Origin of the sequence: Myxococcus hansupus, from assembly GCF_000280925.3 — a bacterium.
Lineage (GTDB): Bacteria > Myxococcota > Myxococcia > Myxococcales > Myxococcaceae > Myxococcus > Myxococcus hansupus.
In genome coordinates, this window is sequence record NZ_CP012109.1 from 4,711,321 (window position 1) to 4,727,457 (window position 16,137).

Genomic DNA, 16,137 nt, shown 5'->3' on the forward strand with positions numbered 1-16,137 from the left:
CAGCTCCGGCTGGCTCGCGTCCGTGCTCAGAACGTTCCTCCACCGAGCGTGAGAATGGACGGCAGCTCATGCTCCGGATGCGCGCGCAGCAACTGGTAGGCGACACCTCCAACGCCCGCCAGCAACCCCGGCGCGAAAGCATCTCGCGCCAGGCCACAGGAAGGCCCCTGTTCCTCGATGCTGGTGAGGATGCTCGCCAGCAGCCCTTCTCGCGTCAGGCCGTCGGGCGCCTCTCCCGCTCGCAGGGCGTGCTCCAGGAGTTCCCACGAGCCCAGGTCACCGTGGCACGCGCAGTGGTTCCAACCCAACCCGAGCTGGCGCGTCGCCGCAGCGGCCCGGCGCAGGCGCAGGCGCGTCTGAGGTCGCTCGAAGCGGGGATCCAGGTCCACGTGCGCCAGCCCGATGCCCACCGCGCCGTGACACCATGCCGCGGCCGACTTCGCGCCCTCCAACATGCGCAGGTCCAGCCAGTTCTGCTCGTCCTCATCGAATAGCGCGTCCTCGAACGCGAAGGCCTCCTGTGCCAGTTCCGCGTAGCGCGACGTCCCCGTCGCCCGGCCGAGCAGGGTCAGCGCCCAGCCCATGCCGGTGGTGCCGTGCGCGAAACCCCCGACGCCCTCGGGCCACTGCTCATGAATCCAGCAAGCCTGGCCGTTCTTACGCCGCGCGTGCTCACACACGGTGTCGCCCAGCGCGCGCGCCATCTGAAGATAGCGCGCGTTCCCCGTCCGCCGCGCCAGCGCGAGCAACGGTGGAATCGCACCCGCGGTTCCCGACAAGACGTCATGGGCATCCGCGGCCGAAGCGGATTCAGGGATGGCGTCCGCGAGCGCCTCGGCACGCGCCAGCCCCTCTCCCGCGTCACGCGTCCAGTCCAGCAACACCAGCCGCGTCCAGATTTGTGAGCCCAGGCCAATGTAGGCCCCAGGCGGAGGTGGACGCAGGCGGATGCCCTTGCGCTGGCGCAGCGCCATGAAGCGGTTCTCGGCCAGCACCAGCGTGTGCAGCACCGACGCCAGCAGGGGCTCCAGCCCGGCGACAGAGTCCGCCCTGCCCTTCTCCACTTCGCGCAGGTACCCGCCCACCAGCAGCGCGACACCGGAGGCGCCGCCGTAGAGGTCCTGCTCCAGGGGCTGAACGGACCAGCCCGTGGGCCCCCGCGTGGGCGCAATCCAGGTGACGCTGCCATCCGTCCCTCGAATCGCGGTGGAGACGAGCTGGCGCAGGATGCTGGCCGCGAGCCGGCGGCGACGGACATCGAGGTCGTCCGTGCGGATGTGCGCGGGCATCATCGACGCCGCGTCCGGCATCCACCCGTCATTGACGTAGGCGCTGACCAGGGCGGATTGGATGACGTCTCGCTCCAGCGTGAAGTCCGCGGTGCGCCAGCTCTCCAGCGCGGCGGCCACCAGGTCGCGGTGCGGCTGCCACCGTGTCCCCCGAGGCCCCTCCAGTTGGCCGTCTCCCGCCAGCGTGGTGAAGAACGGGATGTCACCTTCAAGCAGGTCCTCGACCTCCGCGGCGACCACCTCCGGCTCGCCGGGCGCCGTTGACACGTTGGCGGCCATCCGCGTCAGCAAGTCGAAGGCACGCTGGCGCGCCGGGCCATCCTTGTGCAGCGACACCGGGTGCCACAGCATGCGCGCCACTTCCGCGTACACCTCCGTGGCCCGAGGCACGACACGGATGCGGCACGACTCGAAGGGCGTGAGCAACCCTCCCAGGCGGCCCGCCCCATCCAGCGCGCGCAGCGTGGCGGTCATGCCGTCAAAGCCTGTCAGGACCTCCGGCCAGAACCGGGCGAGCGCGGGCTCGGGACTGGGATGGTTCTGGGAGACCTGGGCCGGCAACTGGGTGATGCCAATGCGTGCTTCATCCGTGCCCTTCTGGAGGATGTCGGGCTGCTGCACCTTGGGCTGCTGCCCGGGGAGCATGCCCACGGCGGAGTTGTCCACGCCGCGCCACCCCAGACCGATTCCCCGCCCCGGCAACATGCCGATGGACAGCACCGAGCCCCCCACCAGCTCCGCCGCATGATCCAACGCCTGCCCCAGCTCCGAGGGCTTGGGCGGAATGCGCGGCGTGAACAGCGTCTCGCAGTCCACGACCACGGGGGCATCCCCATGGGCGATGACGTTCTCCGAATGCAGGTCACTGCCACTCAACAGCCGCATGATGGCCAACCAGTGGCCCATGCCGCGGTAGAAGCTCCGGAGCGCGTCGTCACCGGCGGCGTACTGGTGCGAGACGAACTCAGCCCAACCGTGCGTGCCTCGGTCCACCACCGCCGGGACGCGGATGGACAGCGGGCCGTCATGCCGCGCCTTCAACGCAAGGAGGAACCGCCCCAACGCCACGTCGATGGCCACCGAGCGCGGTTTGTAGACGAGCCGCTCCGAGCCGCACTGGAGCAACGCCACCGTCTGGCCGCCGCGGTGGCTGTCTCCCGCGCCGAACGACAGTCCCGTCAGCTCGCCCACCGCCCTGCCCTGGCACAACACCCTCAGCGACGGGCGCTCCTGGCTCCAGCGTTCCGCGAAGCGCAGCGCGGCTTCCACGCGGTTGCGCACGATGGACTCCACGCGTGGCAGCATCGTGGGGTAGTTCGCCGCCTGGGCATCCCAGAAGGCGCGCCGCGACGAGAGTTCCAGGAACTGCGCCCAACGCGCCTGCGGGTCCTGGGCGTCCAGCTTCCCTGTCACCCGCGCGGCATTCAACTCCAGTACGAGCAGCCGCCCCAGCTTCAGCGTGAGCTGCGCATACAAGGATTCGCGCGTCGCGGAGACGACGACGTCGCGCTCACTCGAAGATAGCCCAGTAACCCGGTCAAGCCGGGATGCCAGCTCCTCCACCGCGGGCAGGAGCAGGCATCCCAACGACACGTCGAAGTTACTGGCGTCCGTGTCAGACGCCATGGTGGTTCAGCTCAGCAGCACTGACGGGTCTGAGAGCCAGAGCACCCCGTGCCACAGCGGCCGGAGATGACGATGGTCTCGTGGATGATGTCCGACTCGGTGAACTCACCACCGACGAACAGCGGCCCCGCGGGGTTGCTCTTGTCGGCGCTGTTGCGCCACTGCTCCACCAGCTCCGCTCCCTGGACGTTCTCGTTCATGACGGGTCTCCTGGTTACGATTGACGGATGCGTCGAACAACAAGCCAGACGGAAATCTGATTCGCTGTCGACATGAAAACGATACGCCCTGCTTTCAACGCCAAGCAAGAAGCCCAGGTCCCACCTGGGATTCATGGGACGTCGCGCGTCATCCTCACGGGCGATGTTTCGCGGTGTGTCGAACGTTTTCCTCGACTGGAGTGTAAGCAATTCCTACCAGACGCAGCATGACAATGCTCCGTGTCAATTGCTCCCTCCCAGGTCCGCTCCGGGCTTGAAGGGACGACCCCGAGGTCTTTCCCATGAGCCGCATTCCTCGTTTGAGCAGGCCCCCACAGACGCCCGACTACCGCCCGCCGACCCACCGCCCTACCAACGTCAATCCCTCGCCCGGTCCTGCAGGACCTCGACCCACGGCCCCTGGGACGCTGGGGCCTCCGTCGCAGCGCTTCGACCAGAGCGAGCCCCCACCCATGCAGTCCAGCACTCGGCCCACCCCGCCGCTGGCCATGAACCGTGTCTCCACGCTGACGCACGGCATGCCTCCAGGCTTCGTGCAACCCGCGCTCGAGAATGGCCGACTCAGCTCCGCCTTCCACCGCGAAGGTCCCGATGGGAGATACCACCGCCCCGCGGACCGGAACGGCGGCGGGGCGCTCGGTGTCTACACGCGCGCTCAGGGAAAACAGCAGGACGCCTGGCAAGCCCAGGGCTACGGCGTGGGCAGCAATCCCAACAACGTGCAGATGGTGCTCGACCCCAACCTGCTTCAGACCCGCCCCGGCTGGCGCGCCTCCTCCATTGACAACATGGGAAAGGTGCCCGGCGCCTCGCAATCGGATTTGCTAGAACTGAAGGACGGCAATCCCCTGGAGCGCACCACGGAGCTCTGGTCCAAACAAACCGAGCCCAGGCGCAACCAGGCGTTCAACACCTCCGTCTCGGGGCGGCGGCCCCAGAAGCAGAACGAGCAGGTGCACTGGGAGCACATCCCGCTCGACGGCAACCTCCGGGGCATGGTCACCACGTCCCCGCAGTCCTTCAACCAGATGATGCAGCTTCCTGGCGCCTGGCGAAGTGGACTGCCACTGCCGCAAGCCTCCCATGGCATCCAGGGGCTGGGCTACGTCCCCGTTGGAAACGGCCGCGTCCCCGTGGTCCAGACAACGCCCACCGCATCCCAGGCGAATGCCCTCAAGCTCTCCGGCATCACGGACACGGACGGCAACGTCCGCTGAGCCGCCGGACTCGCGCGGACGTTCGCCGGAGCGTTACCAGCGGCCGCTGGAGCCTCCGCCCGATGAACGTCCGCCTCCGAAGGAGCTGCTCCGGCTCGATGAACTCGAGGACGAGGACGAGGACCGGGTGCGCCGAGGCGTCCTGTGGCGTGACTTCTTGCTGTAGGGGCAGTGCTTGCATTGCACCGTGACCTCGACCTCTCCACCACTGTCATAGGTCGCGCTGCGAATCGTGCGGGTCGTCTTCCCCGCCGTCACGAAGTTGCACTTCGGACACCGGGCGTGACGCGTGAAGAGCGTCCCATAGCGATCCACCTGCGTGTCCTCGCAGTCCTCGCACCACCAGACGTCGTAGTCCACCGAGCCCAACTCCTCCTCGCGACGCTGCCCTGGCTCCAGGTGGGCATCCTCGGAGTCCTCACACAGGCGCGTCCGCAGGTTGCGACACTTCAGGCAACGGCGCGGCCGACGGCGGAGCAACGCCCGGCCCGCCAACCCCGCGGCGCCCAGGAACCCCATACCGCCCGCGATCGCGGGAATGTTCGTCTCACCGTCCATGTCCGAGTCATGGCCAATGATGATGACGGACGGATCGTAGCCGTAGGGGTTCTCCGTGACGGCCCACGGGTTCTCGGCGGCGGCCGGATCACGGGCTGTCGCCGCCACGCCGTCGGACGCGGGCTGATTGAGCTCGGATGACACGATGAGCTGATGAAGCCCTCGCGCACCTTCCAAGACCGCGTCGTCCGGGCTGCCTCGCTTGAAGGCGGGAACGACACCGGATGCCATGATGCCGTCACTGCGAGCCTGCTCGCGGGGGCCATCCACGCCGTCCCCGAGGATGATTTCCGCGGCGCGGTCGCCCAGTGCGATGAAGAGCAGCGCGCCATCGTTGCGGCCGGCCTTGCCAATCCCCACTGGTTGAAGAGCTCCAGCGCGAACTGTCGCGGCGGATGGCGCCCTGTTGTATCGACCACGACGACCGCGAGCTGGCCTTGGCCCTGGCGGACCAGGTCATTGCCAAGCCGGTCCACCTCCGTGAGCGTCTGCGGAGCCAGTGTCCTGGTCATGTCCACGGACCACGCACCGGCGGCGGGCCGGGGAACCTCGCCGACGGTGACACCCCGCGCGGCCGACGCAAAGACACTACACGCCAGGAACACCCAACACATCCATGTCCGCATGGGCGCGGACGCTACCTTGTTCCGGTCGGCGGGGTAAGGAGGGGGTCATGGACGACGTGCGCCGCCTCCTTCTGCGCAGCGGTTCAAAGGTCGATGCGAATGGGCGCCATGCGTTCTGACGAGGCGGCCAGGACGAGCCGGCGCAGCTTGGGAAAGCGCCCCGTCACCCGTGTCTGAACATCTTCCGCGAGGCACTGGGCCAGCGCCGCTGAGTCGAACTCGAGGATGATCTCCTCCAGTGAGTCCGATTGAACCTGGTCCAAATCGTAAGGCAGCAGGGAATCGACCTGGAGGGTCATCGACCGGGCTCGCGGCAGCAGGCCCACCAGCGAGGGCCCCATGCGGTAGGGCGACACCTTGATGTCCTCTGTCACGTCCACCCGCGCGCGGCGACGGCGCCAATTGAATGCGGGCCGCACGGCGACCCGGCTGTGGACGCTGCCCTTCCACTCGGGTTCGAAGCCGTGCTCGCGCAGGGACGTCACGATGGCCTCAGCCACCTTTCCGTCCGCGTCTGACAGCTCCTCTCCCTCCAAGGTGCCAAAGGCGATGTTGAGCTCACCGCCCGTGAGCGCGTGGTCCAGGTCCTGCGTATGGAAGAACGCGGCGGCCCAGGGCGACTCGCCTCGGGACTCCAACTCCTCGGCCCGCTCCCGAACCAGACTCCAGCCGGAGCTCAGGGTGTTGGTCGCCCCCATTTCCGCCACGATGCCGGCGCGATGGAGGTCCTCGAAGGCCGCCGCCAGTCGATCCACTTCCAGAATGTCCGGCCACTGCTTCTCTTCGTCGAGGCGCGCGCGCACCTTGGCGTCGAGCTGGCGCCACACTTCGCGGCGCACCCGGTCCTCGTCCAGGTCGTACCAGGACGGGTGATCGGTGGCCTCCGCCAGGTCATCCAGGCTCCGGAGGCCATAGGTGAATCCAAGCCAGAGCTGCTCCAGGGCTTTTGGTACGAGCGCGGCCTCTTCCTCGGACAGCGGTGTCGGCGTGTACGCCAGTGCCCCCAAGCGCCGGGCCAGGGTCTCCGCGCGCTCGCGCAATCCCAAGGCTTCGGCGAGCTTCGGAAACGGGACGTCGCCTCGCGTCGAGGCGAGCGCCCTGAACTCCAGGCGCCATCTCGATTCGATGAACACCTCGACGCCGGCCTGGAGGTGCCCTTCGTCATCCTGCACCACCACGGCATCCATGCCGGAGCCCTTCATCACCTCCCGGGCGACCGCCAGGATTTGACTGCGCGCGGATGGAGGCTGCGGCTCCGGTGCGAAGCCCAGCGCGAGCAACCTCCGCACCAGCTCCTCGACCTGCTCCGTCAGTCCCAGCTTCGCGATGAGTTCAGGCGCCAGGACCTCGCCCATGTTGGAGACCAGGGGACGCTCCACGACCTCGGCCGTGTCGTAGTTGATCTGGTCCAACAGGACATACCAGCGGCCGTCGTCCCAGCCGTGCAAGGAGATGTCCTTGACGCCTGCCAACACCTCGTCGGCGATGGCGCGAACCTGATCGTACTGCGACTCGTTTGACATGATGTGGTTCCCTCCCGGCGACACGCGAGGGGACCTTGCCACCCTTGCAGCTTGCTGGGAATGACGGTGATTGCGCGACAGCGTCAACCTTTCAAGCAGCCCCCCATACCGTGGCGTTGCTTTCAGATGTCACGGTGTGGATTGGCATTGAGCGTTGACGGTACGACCTGGGAGGGCACGAGGCGCTGGAGCAGATTCCTCCGCGACTTCTTCGCACCACCTGTGTTCGCAGTGGCATGCGAACTTTCACAGGGCTTTTTCTGGCGGTCTGGCTGTACGGATGTGGAACGGCTGCGCCCCTCGACGCGGAACGACCCGCTCAGGAGACGCAGGTGCCCGGCGCCGAGAGCCATCTTGGCGCGCAGGAGGCACAGCTCTCAGGGTGGACCGCCGTGCGCGCCCTGCTGGTTCAACGCGCCGCGGCCGAAGGCGTCACCGACCTGGGTCTGATGGTCTTCGACGCGAACGACAACCTCGTCTTCCAGCATATGAGAGGAAACTTCACCCCGGACCAGCGCGTGGCCGTGGCCTCCGCGTCGAAGCTGGTCTCCGGCCTTGTACTCTTCGAACTCATCCAGCGTGGCCAGCTCAGCCTCGATTCCACGACAGGCACCGTGCTCGGGTGGACGGGCGTAAAGGCGCACATCACCCTGCGCCACCTGCTCTCCTTCACGTCAGGCATGCGGCCCAACCATGAGTGCCTTCACAACCCGGCCACCACCCTCGCGGCCTGCGTCGACACGCTGCGAACGCTCGTTCCGCTCGCCGCCCCCGGGGCTCGCTTCGACTATGGCGGCACGCATCTCCAAGTCGCGGCGCGCATGGCCGAAGTCGTGACCGGCAAGTCCTGGAACACGCTCTTCCGTGAAGTCCTGGGCGTTCCCCTGGGCCACCCCGCCGAGGTGACTTACTTCACCATGCCCCGGGCGCGCATTGGCACACAGAATCCGCTCGTGGGCGGTGGCCTGCAAGCCTCCATGTCCGAGTACGCCGATTTCCTGTCGCTGACCTTCCACAAGGGGCAGACGGCAGCGCTCACGGTAGGCACGCCCGCGCTGTTCACGGCCCAGGCGCGTGAGCCTTTCCCGGATGCCGTCATCGGCAATTCGCCCATGGCGGACCTTGGATATCCGTCTGCCTATGGGCTCGCGGTCTGGCTGGAGTGTGTGACGCCAGCGCTGGGGTGCTCGCGCATCAGCTCACCGGGCGCCTTCGGCTTCACGCCCTGGCTGGACCGGAACAGCGGCTACTACGCCATCCTCGGCATGGAGCTGGCCATGACAGGCGCGGAGGGCGTTGGCGAATTCAGCTACAACCTGGAGCGAGACCTCGCGCCCCTCATCCGGAATGCCCTGACGCCCTGACGGTGTCGGAAGCCCTCCGGCGTCATGCGGGCCAGCGTCGCCTCGCTCGCATGACCGCGCGTCCTTCCGGGCCTGGATGTACACGTGCATCCAGGCCGGTGCGAAAGGGGCCACCGACAACACACCGCGTCACGAACAGCGGGACAACACCGGCTGTCAGGATGTGCGGCGTCGCCGGGTCGGGCCGGTTCACCTGCCCGGCCCCGATCCCTCAACGCGGTGGACAGCACGGGCAGGCTCCGGACGATTCCCACGCGCCCTCGTTGGGCCGTGCACCTGAAAGGACGCCCCTGATGCCTTCCGCCCCCAACGATGCGCCCCAGATTCTCGAGCTCGCCGAGACGCACGGCATCAAGCTCCAACCCGACTCCCTCTCCGTCAATGAGGCTGGACTCGACTACCGGGTCGCCATGGCCCGAGGGCTCGACGACGTGCAGTGGGTCCTCCGCATTCCCCGGCGGGACGATGTCTCCGCGAAGCTCGACGATGAGCGGAAGATCCTGGACTTCATCGCCCCCCGCCTCGGCGTTCCGGTTCCGCGATGGCAGGTCTCCCACCGCAACCTCATCGCCTATCAGGCCCTGCCCGGCAAACCCGGCCTGACGCTGGACCCCGCCACGGGCCAACCCATCTGGCACTTCGACAACACGTCGCGCGTCTATGCCGAGGACTTCGGCCGCCTGCTCCAACGGATGCACGCCATCGACATCGAGGAGGCCCGGCGCGCCGGCCTGATTGTCGAGACCCCTGAGCAGGTCCGCGCCACCTGGGCCTCCGACATCGCCCGCGTTCGCGCGGAGTTCAACGTCGCGGAGTCACTCGTCCGACGATGGGAGAACTGGCTGGCGGACGATTCTTACTGGCCCCGGCGCGTCGCGATGTCCCACGGCGAGATGTATCCCGCCCACGTGCTGATCAACTCCGACGACACCATCACCGGCGTGCTCGACTGGACCACCGCCAAGGTGGGAGACCCGGCGCGCGACTTCGTCTTCCAGAAGATGCTGGGCGTGGACGCCGTCTTCGAGGCCACCGTCGATGCCTATGTGAAGGCCGGCGGGCAGGTCTGGGACCGCCTGGGTGACCACTGTACGGAACTGCTCGCGGCGAGCCCCGTCGGCTATGCCCTCTTCGCGCTCATCACCGGCAAGCCGGAGCACCGCGAGGCCGCGGCTGCGGGGTTGATGCCCTCGGAGACCATGTAGGCAGGCCTCCCGGGCGGCGGGCCAGGGGCTCGCCGCTCAGGTTTCACTGTCCAATACGGGCGTGGGGCGCTAGGTAGGGACGGCTCGCCGGAGCCTCAGATGACCGCTGCCCTCCTGTCCCTGTCCCTCGCATTCACCCTCGTCACCGGCCAGTTCGCGCCGCAGGAAGCCGGGAGCGACCCGCTCGCGCCGGAACTGGAGGTCCGAGTCCAGGCCCTGGGCAAGCAGTTGCGCTGCGCCGTCTGCCAGGGCCTCTCCGTGGCGGACAGCCCGTCCTCCATGGCCCGCGCCCAACTGGACATGATTCGCGCGCAGGTCGCCGAGGGGAAGAGCGACGCCGAAGTCGTCGAATACTTCGTCGCGCGCTACGGCGAATGGGTGCTGCTGTCCCCCCGCGCCGAGGGCTTCAACTGGTTCGTGTGGCTGGGCCCGGTGGCGCTCGTCGTCGCGGGCGGCTTCGTCATCTGGCGACAGCTCCAGCGCGGCCCGGGTGAGCCCGCGGCCAGCACCCCTTCCGAAGAAGCGCCGAAGTCGGCGGAACCAGCGGCCTCCGCTGGAGCCCCTCCGGTGGATGAAGAAGACCCGTACCTCCAGGCCGTGCGCCGGGAGCTCGAGCGCTAGGAGCGCCAGGCCATGCAGCCCCAGACGACCAACTGGTTGCCCGGAATCATCGTTCTCGCCGTCACCTTCGTGCTGGCCGCGGTCTGGCTGCTGACCCAGCGGCGCAAGGGCGCGCTCGCGTCGGACGAGCCCCGCGATGGCGTGCTCGATGACCTGACGCAGCGGGCGCAGTCGCTCATCGACCAGCTCCGCGCGCTGGAGGCCGAGAAGCACAACCAGAGCCCCGAGCAGTACGCCGCCGAGAAGTCGCGTCTGGAGCGCGAGGCCGCCGCGGCGCTGCGCTCCAAGGACGAGCATCTCAAGCGCAAGACCACGGGCGGCCGGGTGCGGGCTCCGGCCCCAGCACCCACCGGATGGGCGGGCCGCAATCCCCAACTCGTGGGCGCGCTGTGGGGCGCTGGCGTCGTCGTGTTCTTCGGCGGGCTGGGCTACCTGCTCGTCTCCGAGCAGCAGACGCGCACCGACGGCATGGAGGCCACCGGCCGCATGCCCCCGGGCGGCGCCAACGCGCAGCAGCCGCAAGGCGCCGGGATGGATGGGCAGATGCCCGAGGGCCCGGAGATGCAGGAGGCCCGCGCGCGGCTGGACTCCAACGCCGGTGACGTGGACGCCGCGTCGATGCTGAGCCACGAGCTCATCCGTCGCCAGCAGTTCGACGAGGCCGTGAAGGTCACCGCGAAGGGGCTCGCCGCGGACCCGTTCAACGTGGAGCTGAAGGTGCACCGCGGCGTGCTGCGCGCCACCCAGGGCGACATGGACGGCGCCGAGGCCGAACTGACGGAGCTGGTGGACACGTGGCCGGACGCGCAGGAGGCGCTCATCTTCCTGGGCAGCCTCGCCCTGCGGCGCGGCGACAAGGCGGCGGCGCTGGCCCACTTCGAGCGCTTCTCCGTCGAGGTGCCGCGCAACATGCAGCCCCCGCAGCTCGGGCCCGCCATCGCCCAGCTCCGTGCCGAGGTCGCCGCCGGAATGCCCTGACGGGCGCGCGGTCGCCTACTCCGAACGCAGCACACGCGGCGTCGCGCCGGCCCTAGGGGCCCGGCCCGACGCCGCGGTCATGTCGAGGCTCAGCCGCCCGCGATTGGCTGCGGCCGACAACGGAGCGGAGGCACGTTCCAAGCCCCTCCGCCGTGCAGGGCCCCGAGCCCGGCATCAGGCCGGAGTCCGCTGCCGCTCAGGGCACGGCGGCCCGGCGGCGACGCAGGCGGCGAACCTTCTCCACCAGCGTGTCCGGCATCATCGCCTTGGCGCCGTTGCGCAGCCTGCGCGCCAGGGACTCGGACTGGGAGAACCAGCGCCCTTCCCACGTCCCCGAGTGGACGCGCACGGACACTGTCCGCCGCTGCGTCGACACCCAGTCGGACTTGTACGTCTCCGTCCCGCGAAGGAAGTCGTACTCGGTGAGGCCCGCGTCGATGGCGTCACGGAACGTCTCCCCCACCAGCACCAGTCCCACGCTGCGGTTGCGCCACGCCGGGTCATAGCCGGACTGGAAGTACACGAAGGTGTCCCGGTGGAGGATGCCGTACACCGACGCCACGGCCTGGCCGCCCACCTTCATCGTGTACATGCGCAGCCGGCCCCGCTCCGCCAGGAACTGCGTGGCGTCGCGGTGGAAGGACTCCACGCCCGAACCCTTGATGCCCTGCGAGCCACCATCCGCGGCCCACCGCGCCGAATGCAGCCGGAAGAAGTCCGAGAGGGGCGCCGCCAGCTCGCCCGGAAGGTCCGTGCGCTCGATGCGGTAGCCCTCCTGCTTCTCCAGCCACTTGCGGCGTCGCAAGAAGTTGTCGCGGCGGCCCGTGCGCTTGAGGAACGCGTCGAAGGGCTCCCCCGGCGTCAACGTCTCGTAGGGGCACACGTAGCGCTCCGCCACGCGCACGTCCTGCGCCGCGAAGGTCTCCCGGAGCACGTCCACCGTGGGCGAGCCCTCACGCAGGTCCGACAGGTCCAACACGTCCCACTCGTCGCGGAGCGCGTGCAGCATCCGGGCGAAGACCTCGGCCACCTCACGCTCGTGGCCCCTGCGCGCCACCACGTCCAGGTAGTCGCTGCCCACGTGCGTCTCGCCCAGGAAGCTCAGCCGCCGCACCGGCACGCCGGTGACGCCCAGGTACTCGACGCTCAGCGGCATCAACCCCACGAGCGTGCCGCGAGAATCCCGCGCCGTCAGCACCAGCGGGCGACGGCCCGTGGCGATGCGCCGGCACCAGGGGTACAGCCACTCCCAGGCATTGAAGGGGCCCGCGTCGCTCGCGTCCATCAGCGCGCCCCACTCCTCCCGCATCCCCGCCAGCGTGGAGAGGCTGCCCACGGCGCCCACCTCCAGCCGGTGCGCGGCACGCGGTCCTCGCGACAGCTCATCCTCCCGAATCAACGCCCGTCCTCCCGGAGGGGCCGATGCCCCTCCCCTGTCCCTTGGATGAAACTCAACCCGCGCGCTTCTTCGTCCGCCGGTCCGACTTCAAGGCCTCGCGCACCGCGTGCGCCACATCCGCCATGACCTCGGGCGACAAGTCCTGATGACACGGAATCTCCACGATGGAGCGCCGCAACTGCGCCACCTCCGGGAACTCCGACGCGTCGCACGCCGGGTGGAAGCGCTTCCAGAAGTCGATGGCGTCAATGCCCTGCGCCCGCAGCCTCGCGAGCACCTCCGCCTTGTCCTGCACCACCATCGGGTAGAACAGCGGGCACGCCCCCGGCGGGAGCTGGTTGAAGAGCGGCGGCGACACATCGCGCAGCCGGCCCAGCAGGAAGAAGTAGTTGCGGCGGCGCTGCTCGACGATGGACTCCAGGTCCTGCGACAGGGCGATCCGCTTCGTCAGCGGGCTCATGCCCAGGTCCACATGGCGGCGGTCGAAGTGCTGCGTGCCCGTGGCCACGCGCTCGATGCTGGCCGCCTTCACCGTGCCATGTCCCACCGCGCGCACGGCGCTGCGCAGCGCCCGGCCCGCCACGCCTCCGCGCAGCTCCAGGTTCTGGAGCAGCGCCGACACGGTGTGGCTGAACGTGGACGTGGACGGCGGCGCGGGCGGCTCCGGCAGGCTGTACTGACGCGGGCCGTTGACCACCAGCGCGCCCCCGTTCGGAACCGGCAGCGTCTTGTAGAGACAGAAGATGCCCACGTCGCCCGTCGTCCCCAGGGGCACGGCGCCGTCCGACGACAAGAGCGACAACGCGCAGTCCTCGATGAGGATGAGGCCGTGCTGGTCCGCCAGCTTGCGCATCTCCGCGACGGGGCCCGGGAAGCCCGCGTAGTGCGTGAGGTACAGCGCCCGCGTCTTCGGGCCGATGCGCCGGGCCACGTCGTCCAGGTCCACGTCCCAGCGGCTGCCCACGCGGTAGAAGCGCGGCGTGGCGCCCGCGTCCACCAGCGCCTCCACCTCCACGCCGTGGTGGTAGGAGGGCATCAGCACCTCGCCCGAGTCCAGCCCCAGCATCTTCACCGTGAGCCAGATGGCGTTGCGAGCGAAGTAGAAGTAGCGGACGTTGGGCGACGAGAACGGCGGCAGCGAGCCGGGCTTCGGCCGCGACAGCAACATGTGCGGCCACAGCGTGGGCAGTGACGGCACGAACAGCCGGCCAGAGTGCTTCATCGTCTCCATCGCGACACCACCTCTTTCACCGCGGGCCCCCACCGGAACTTGGCTGCACACAGCGCCTTGCCGAAGGGAGAGTCATTGAACACGTAGAGCCAGGTGTGGCGCCGGACCTCGTTCGTCCAGTCGCGCTTCCACACCATGTCCGGCCCCAGGAAATCGAACTCGTGCAGGCCCCGGTCGATGCAGCTCCCGATGACCTCGTCCACCAGGAGCTGACCCGGACTGCACTCACGCAGGCCTTCGTCGTAGCCGGGCTTCAGCAGGAAGTAGCGCCCGCCGTATTCCAGGCCGTAGTGGAAGGCCACCGGACGGCCGTCCAGCCGCAGGAAGTACAGCGCCAGCCGTTGGCGGTAGGCCGCGTCACGCGCCAGCTCCGTGTAGAAGCCCCGCGTGCGCGCATCCTGCGCCATGGCGGTGCCCCGCTCGCCCTTCCAGCCACTCTGCTCCAGCAGGAAGCCTTCCTCCAGCGCGCCCTCCAGCCCGAGCCCGCTGTCCACCCGCTCGAAGGTCAGCCGCCCCTTCTCCTCCAGCTTCCGGCGCCGGCGGCGGCAGTTGGCCTTGAACTTGGACTGCAGGGACTTCTGGAAGGCGTCCCGCGTCTTGGGCAGCGGCACGTAGGGCGAGTTGAGGGACTCCCACTCCCCCACGGACAGGCCCGCCTCCTGGGCCGCGGTGTGCAGCCGCCAGGCGGTACCGCCGTCCGGGACGTCCGTGAGCCGCAGGACATCCCAGCCGCCGAGCGAACGCAGGTGCGACACGAAGGCCGCCGCCGCCTCGCCCGGGTCCCTGGCCAGCAGGTCGAACCGGCAGGAATGGGCGTTGGCCGCCGCGGACAACTGCCGCACCGGGACGCCCAGCACTGTCGTGCGCTCCTCCCACAGCGGGAGCGCGGCGCTCAGGGTGCCCTCCGTGTCGCGCAGCGTCAGCACGCGGAGGTTCGCACCGGGAACGAAGTTGTCCATCCAGATGCGGATGAACTCATGCCGGTAGAACAGCTCGTTGGAGGTGGCCTCCACGAGCGCGTTCCACTCGGACTCCAGGGCCATGAACTCCGCGCGTCCCGTGACTTCCACGACGCGCGGCGAGGCAGAAAGGTTTCTTGCTTCCATGAGGTGTCGGGCGCCCAAGGTGGTGATGGAAGCCCGCGGCTACAAGCCGCTGCGGGCCATCTTCAGGAGGCAGGCGGCAACCTTGCGGCTGTCGTGTCGGATCCTGGACCCTGCCTTGAGCAGGTCGGCCTGGACCGGCACCACGCCCGCGGCAATCAAGTCCCGCGGATTGGCGGACACGAAGTACGAGCCGCGCCGCGCGTAACGCTGCATGGACTCCTCGGAGGGCCGCGTGCCGTTGACGAGCACCGCGTCCAGCACCGGGCCCACGTGGTCGGTGACGGCCTGCACGTGGTCCAGGCAGGACATGCCGTCCGTCTCACCCGGCTGGGTCATCAGGTTGGCCACCATGACCTTCAGCGCCCGCGTCTCCTTGAGCGCCTGGGCCACGCCGTCCACCAGCAGGTTGGGCAGCACGCTCGAGTAGAGCGAGCCCGGGCCAATGGCGATGAGGTCCGCGGTGTAGATGGCCTCCAGCAGGCCATCCGTGGGCGGCGGCGAGCGGGGGCTCAGCGTGACGCGGCGCACGCGGCCGTGCGCGCGGCAGATGTTCCGCTCCCCCACCACCTCCGTGTCGTCATGCATCTGGGCGACCAGTTGCACCGACGCCAGCGTGGACGGCAGCACGTGCCCCCGGGAGCCGAGCAGCTCGCCGGACATGCGCACCGCCTCCATGAAGTCGCCCTTCAGCTCGGCGAGCGCGGCGATGAGCAGGTTGCCCACCGCGTGGCCCGCCAGGCCGCGAGCTCCGCCGAAGCGGAACTGGAAGACGTCCTTGAGCGCGTTCTTCCCGCCCGCCAGGGCCACCAGGCAGTTGCGGATGTCGCCCGGCGGCAGCGCGCCGTGCAGGCGGCGCAGGCGGCCGGAGCTGCCTCCGTCGTCGCTCATGGCCACCACCGCGGTGATGTCGATGCCGGGCTCGCGGGCCTTCGGCATCGCGCGCCGGGCCAGCCCCCGGAGCACCATGGGCAACCCCGTGCCGCCGCCAATGGCGACGATGCGCGTCGGCCGGTCCACCTGCCCCTGCAGGACCTCGTTGTTCTGGCGTTCCTGCTCGAGCCTGCGCCGGGCTTCCGCCCACTCCGCGGGCAGCGGCGCTTCCATGTCCATTCCCACCATGACGCTTACCCCCATCCACGACGCCCGAACCCGCCTCCCCAGGCGGGCCCACCA

Annotated in this window: 12 protein-coding genes and 1 pseudogene; 5 read left to right on the forward strand and 8 right to left on the reverse strand. The window is 69.1% G+C overall.

Features of this window, described 5'->3' with window-relative positions:
* Window positions 1–26 precede the first annotated feature (26 nt).
* Window positions 27–2,915 carry a type 2 lanthipeptide synthetase LanM family protein gene (locus A176_RS18015; protein ID WP_002640312.1) on the reverse strand — a complete coding sequence of 963 codons (2,889 nt, stop codon included), beginning with the start codon at window positions 2,913–2,915 and terminating at the stop codon, window positions 27–29.
* Window positions 2,916–2,926: 11 nt separating this feature from the next.
* Entirely contained in the window at window positions 2,927–3,115 is a 189-nt protein-coding gene (locus tag A176_RS18020; RefSeq protein ID WP_002640311.1) for a DUF6229 family protein, read from the reverse strand.
* Window positions 3,116–3,588: 473 nt separating this feature from the next.
* On the opposite strand from A176_RS18020, the gene A176_RS18025 reads away from it, so the two are divergent.
* Window positions 3,589–4,353 (forward strand): hypothetical protein, encoded by a 765-nt coding sequence (locus tag A176_RS18025; protein ID WP_002640310.1) that lies wholly within the window; start codon window positions 3,589–3,591, stop codon window positions 4,351–4,353.
* Between the two features lie 33 nt (window positions 4,354–4,386).
* Here the strand turns inward: A176_RS18025 and A176_RS18030 are convergent.
* A pseudogene (locus A176_RS18030) lies at window positions 4,387–5,537 on the reverse strand (TPM domain-containing protein).
* An 83-nt stretch (window positions 5,538–5,620) separates the two neighbouring features.
* Complete coding sequence (locus A176_RS18035) at window positions 5,621–7,060, reverse strand: DUF6891 domain-containing protein (protein ID WP_002640308.1); 1,440 nt, start codon at window positions 7,058–7,060, stop codon at window positions 5,621–5,623.
* A 332-nt stretch (window positions 7,061–7,392) separates the two neighbouring features.
* Here A176_RS18035 and A176_RS18040 point away from each other — a divergent pair, with 332 nt between their 5' ends.
* The 4 genes from A176_RS18040 (at window position 7,393) to A176_RS18055 (ending at window position 11,228) form a co-directional block, all read left to right on the forward strand.
* Window positions 7,393–8,424 (forward strand): serine hydrolase domain-containing protein, encoded by a 1,032-nt coding sequence (locus A176_RS18040; protein WP_002640307.1) that lies wholly within the window; start codon window positions 7,393–7,395, stop codon window positions 8,422–8,424.
* Window positions 8,425–8,717: 293 nt separating this feature from the next.
* Window positions 8,718–9,629 carry a macrolide 2'-phosphotransferase gene (locus A176_RS18045; RefSeq protein ID WP_002640306.1) on the forward strand — a complete coding sequence of 304 codons (912 nt, stop codon included), beginning with the start codon at window positions 8,718–8,720 and terminating at the stop codon, window positions 9,627–9,629.
* A gap of 99 nt (window positions 9,630–9,728) precedes the next feature.
* Window positions 9,729–10,250, forward strand: coding sequence for a cytochrome c-type biogenesis protein (locus tag A176_RS18050; RefSeq protein ID WP_002640305.1), 522 nt, complete (start codon window positions 9,729–9,731; stop codon window positions 10,248–10,250).
* Between the two features lie 12 nt (window positions 10,251–10,262).
* Window positions 10,263–11,228: a tetratricopeptide repeat protein gene (locus tag A176_RS18055; RefSeq protein ID WP_002640304.1), complete on the forward strand. Its 966-nt coding sequence runs from the start codon at window positions 10,263–10,265 to the stop codon at window positions 11,226–11,228.
* Window positions 11,229–11,424: 196 nt separating this feature from the next.
* Here A176_RS18055 and A176_RS18060 read toward each other — a convergent pair whose 3' ends face one another.
* The 4 genes from A176_RS18060 to A176_RS18075 are packed head-to-tail and all read right to left on the reverse strand — an operon-like array spanning window position 11,425 to window position 16,083.
* Entirely contained in the window at window positions 11,425–12,627 is a 1,203-nt protein-coding gene (locus A176_RS18060) for a GNAT family N-acetyltransferase (RefSeq protein ID WP_002640303.1), read from the reverse strand.
* 52 nt (window positions 12,628–12,679) lie between these two features.
* A complete protein-coding gene (locus tag A176_RS18065) occupies window positions 12,680–13,849 on the reverse strand; it encodes a DegT/DnrJ/EryC1/StrS family aminotransferase (RefSeq protein ID WP_044890790.1) in 1,170 nt (389 codons plus the stop codon).
* On the reverse strand, window positions 13,846–14,964 hold the full coding sequence (locus tag A176_RS18070) for a GNAT family N-acetyltransferase (RefSeq protein ID WP_002640301.1): 1,119 nt from the start codon (window positions 14,962–14,964) through the stop codon (window positions 13,846–13,848). The genes A176_RS18065 and A176_RS18070 overlap by 4 nt, the downstream gene beginning before the upstream one ends.
* 39 nt (window positions 14,965–15,003) lie before the next feature.
* Window positions 15,004–16,083, reverse strand: coding sequence for a gluconeogenesis factor YvcK family protein (locus A176_RS18075; RefSeq protein ID WP_002640300.1), 1,080 nt, complete (start codon window positions 16,081–16,083; stop codon window positions 15,004–15,006).
* Window positions 16,084–16,137 lie beyond the last annotated feature (54 nt).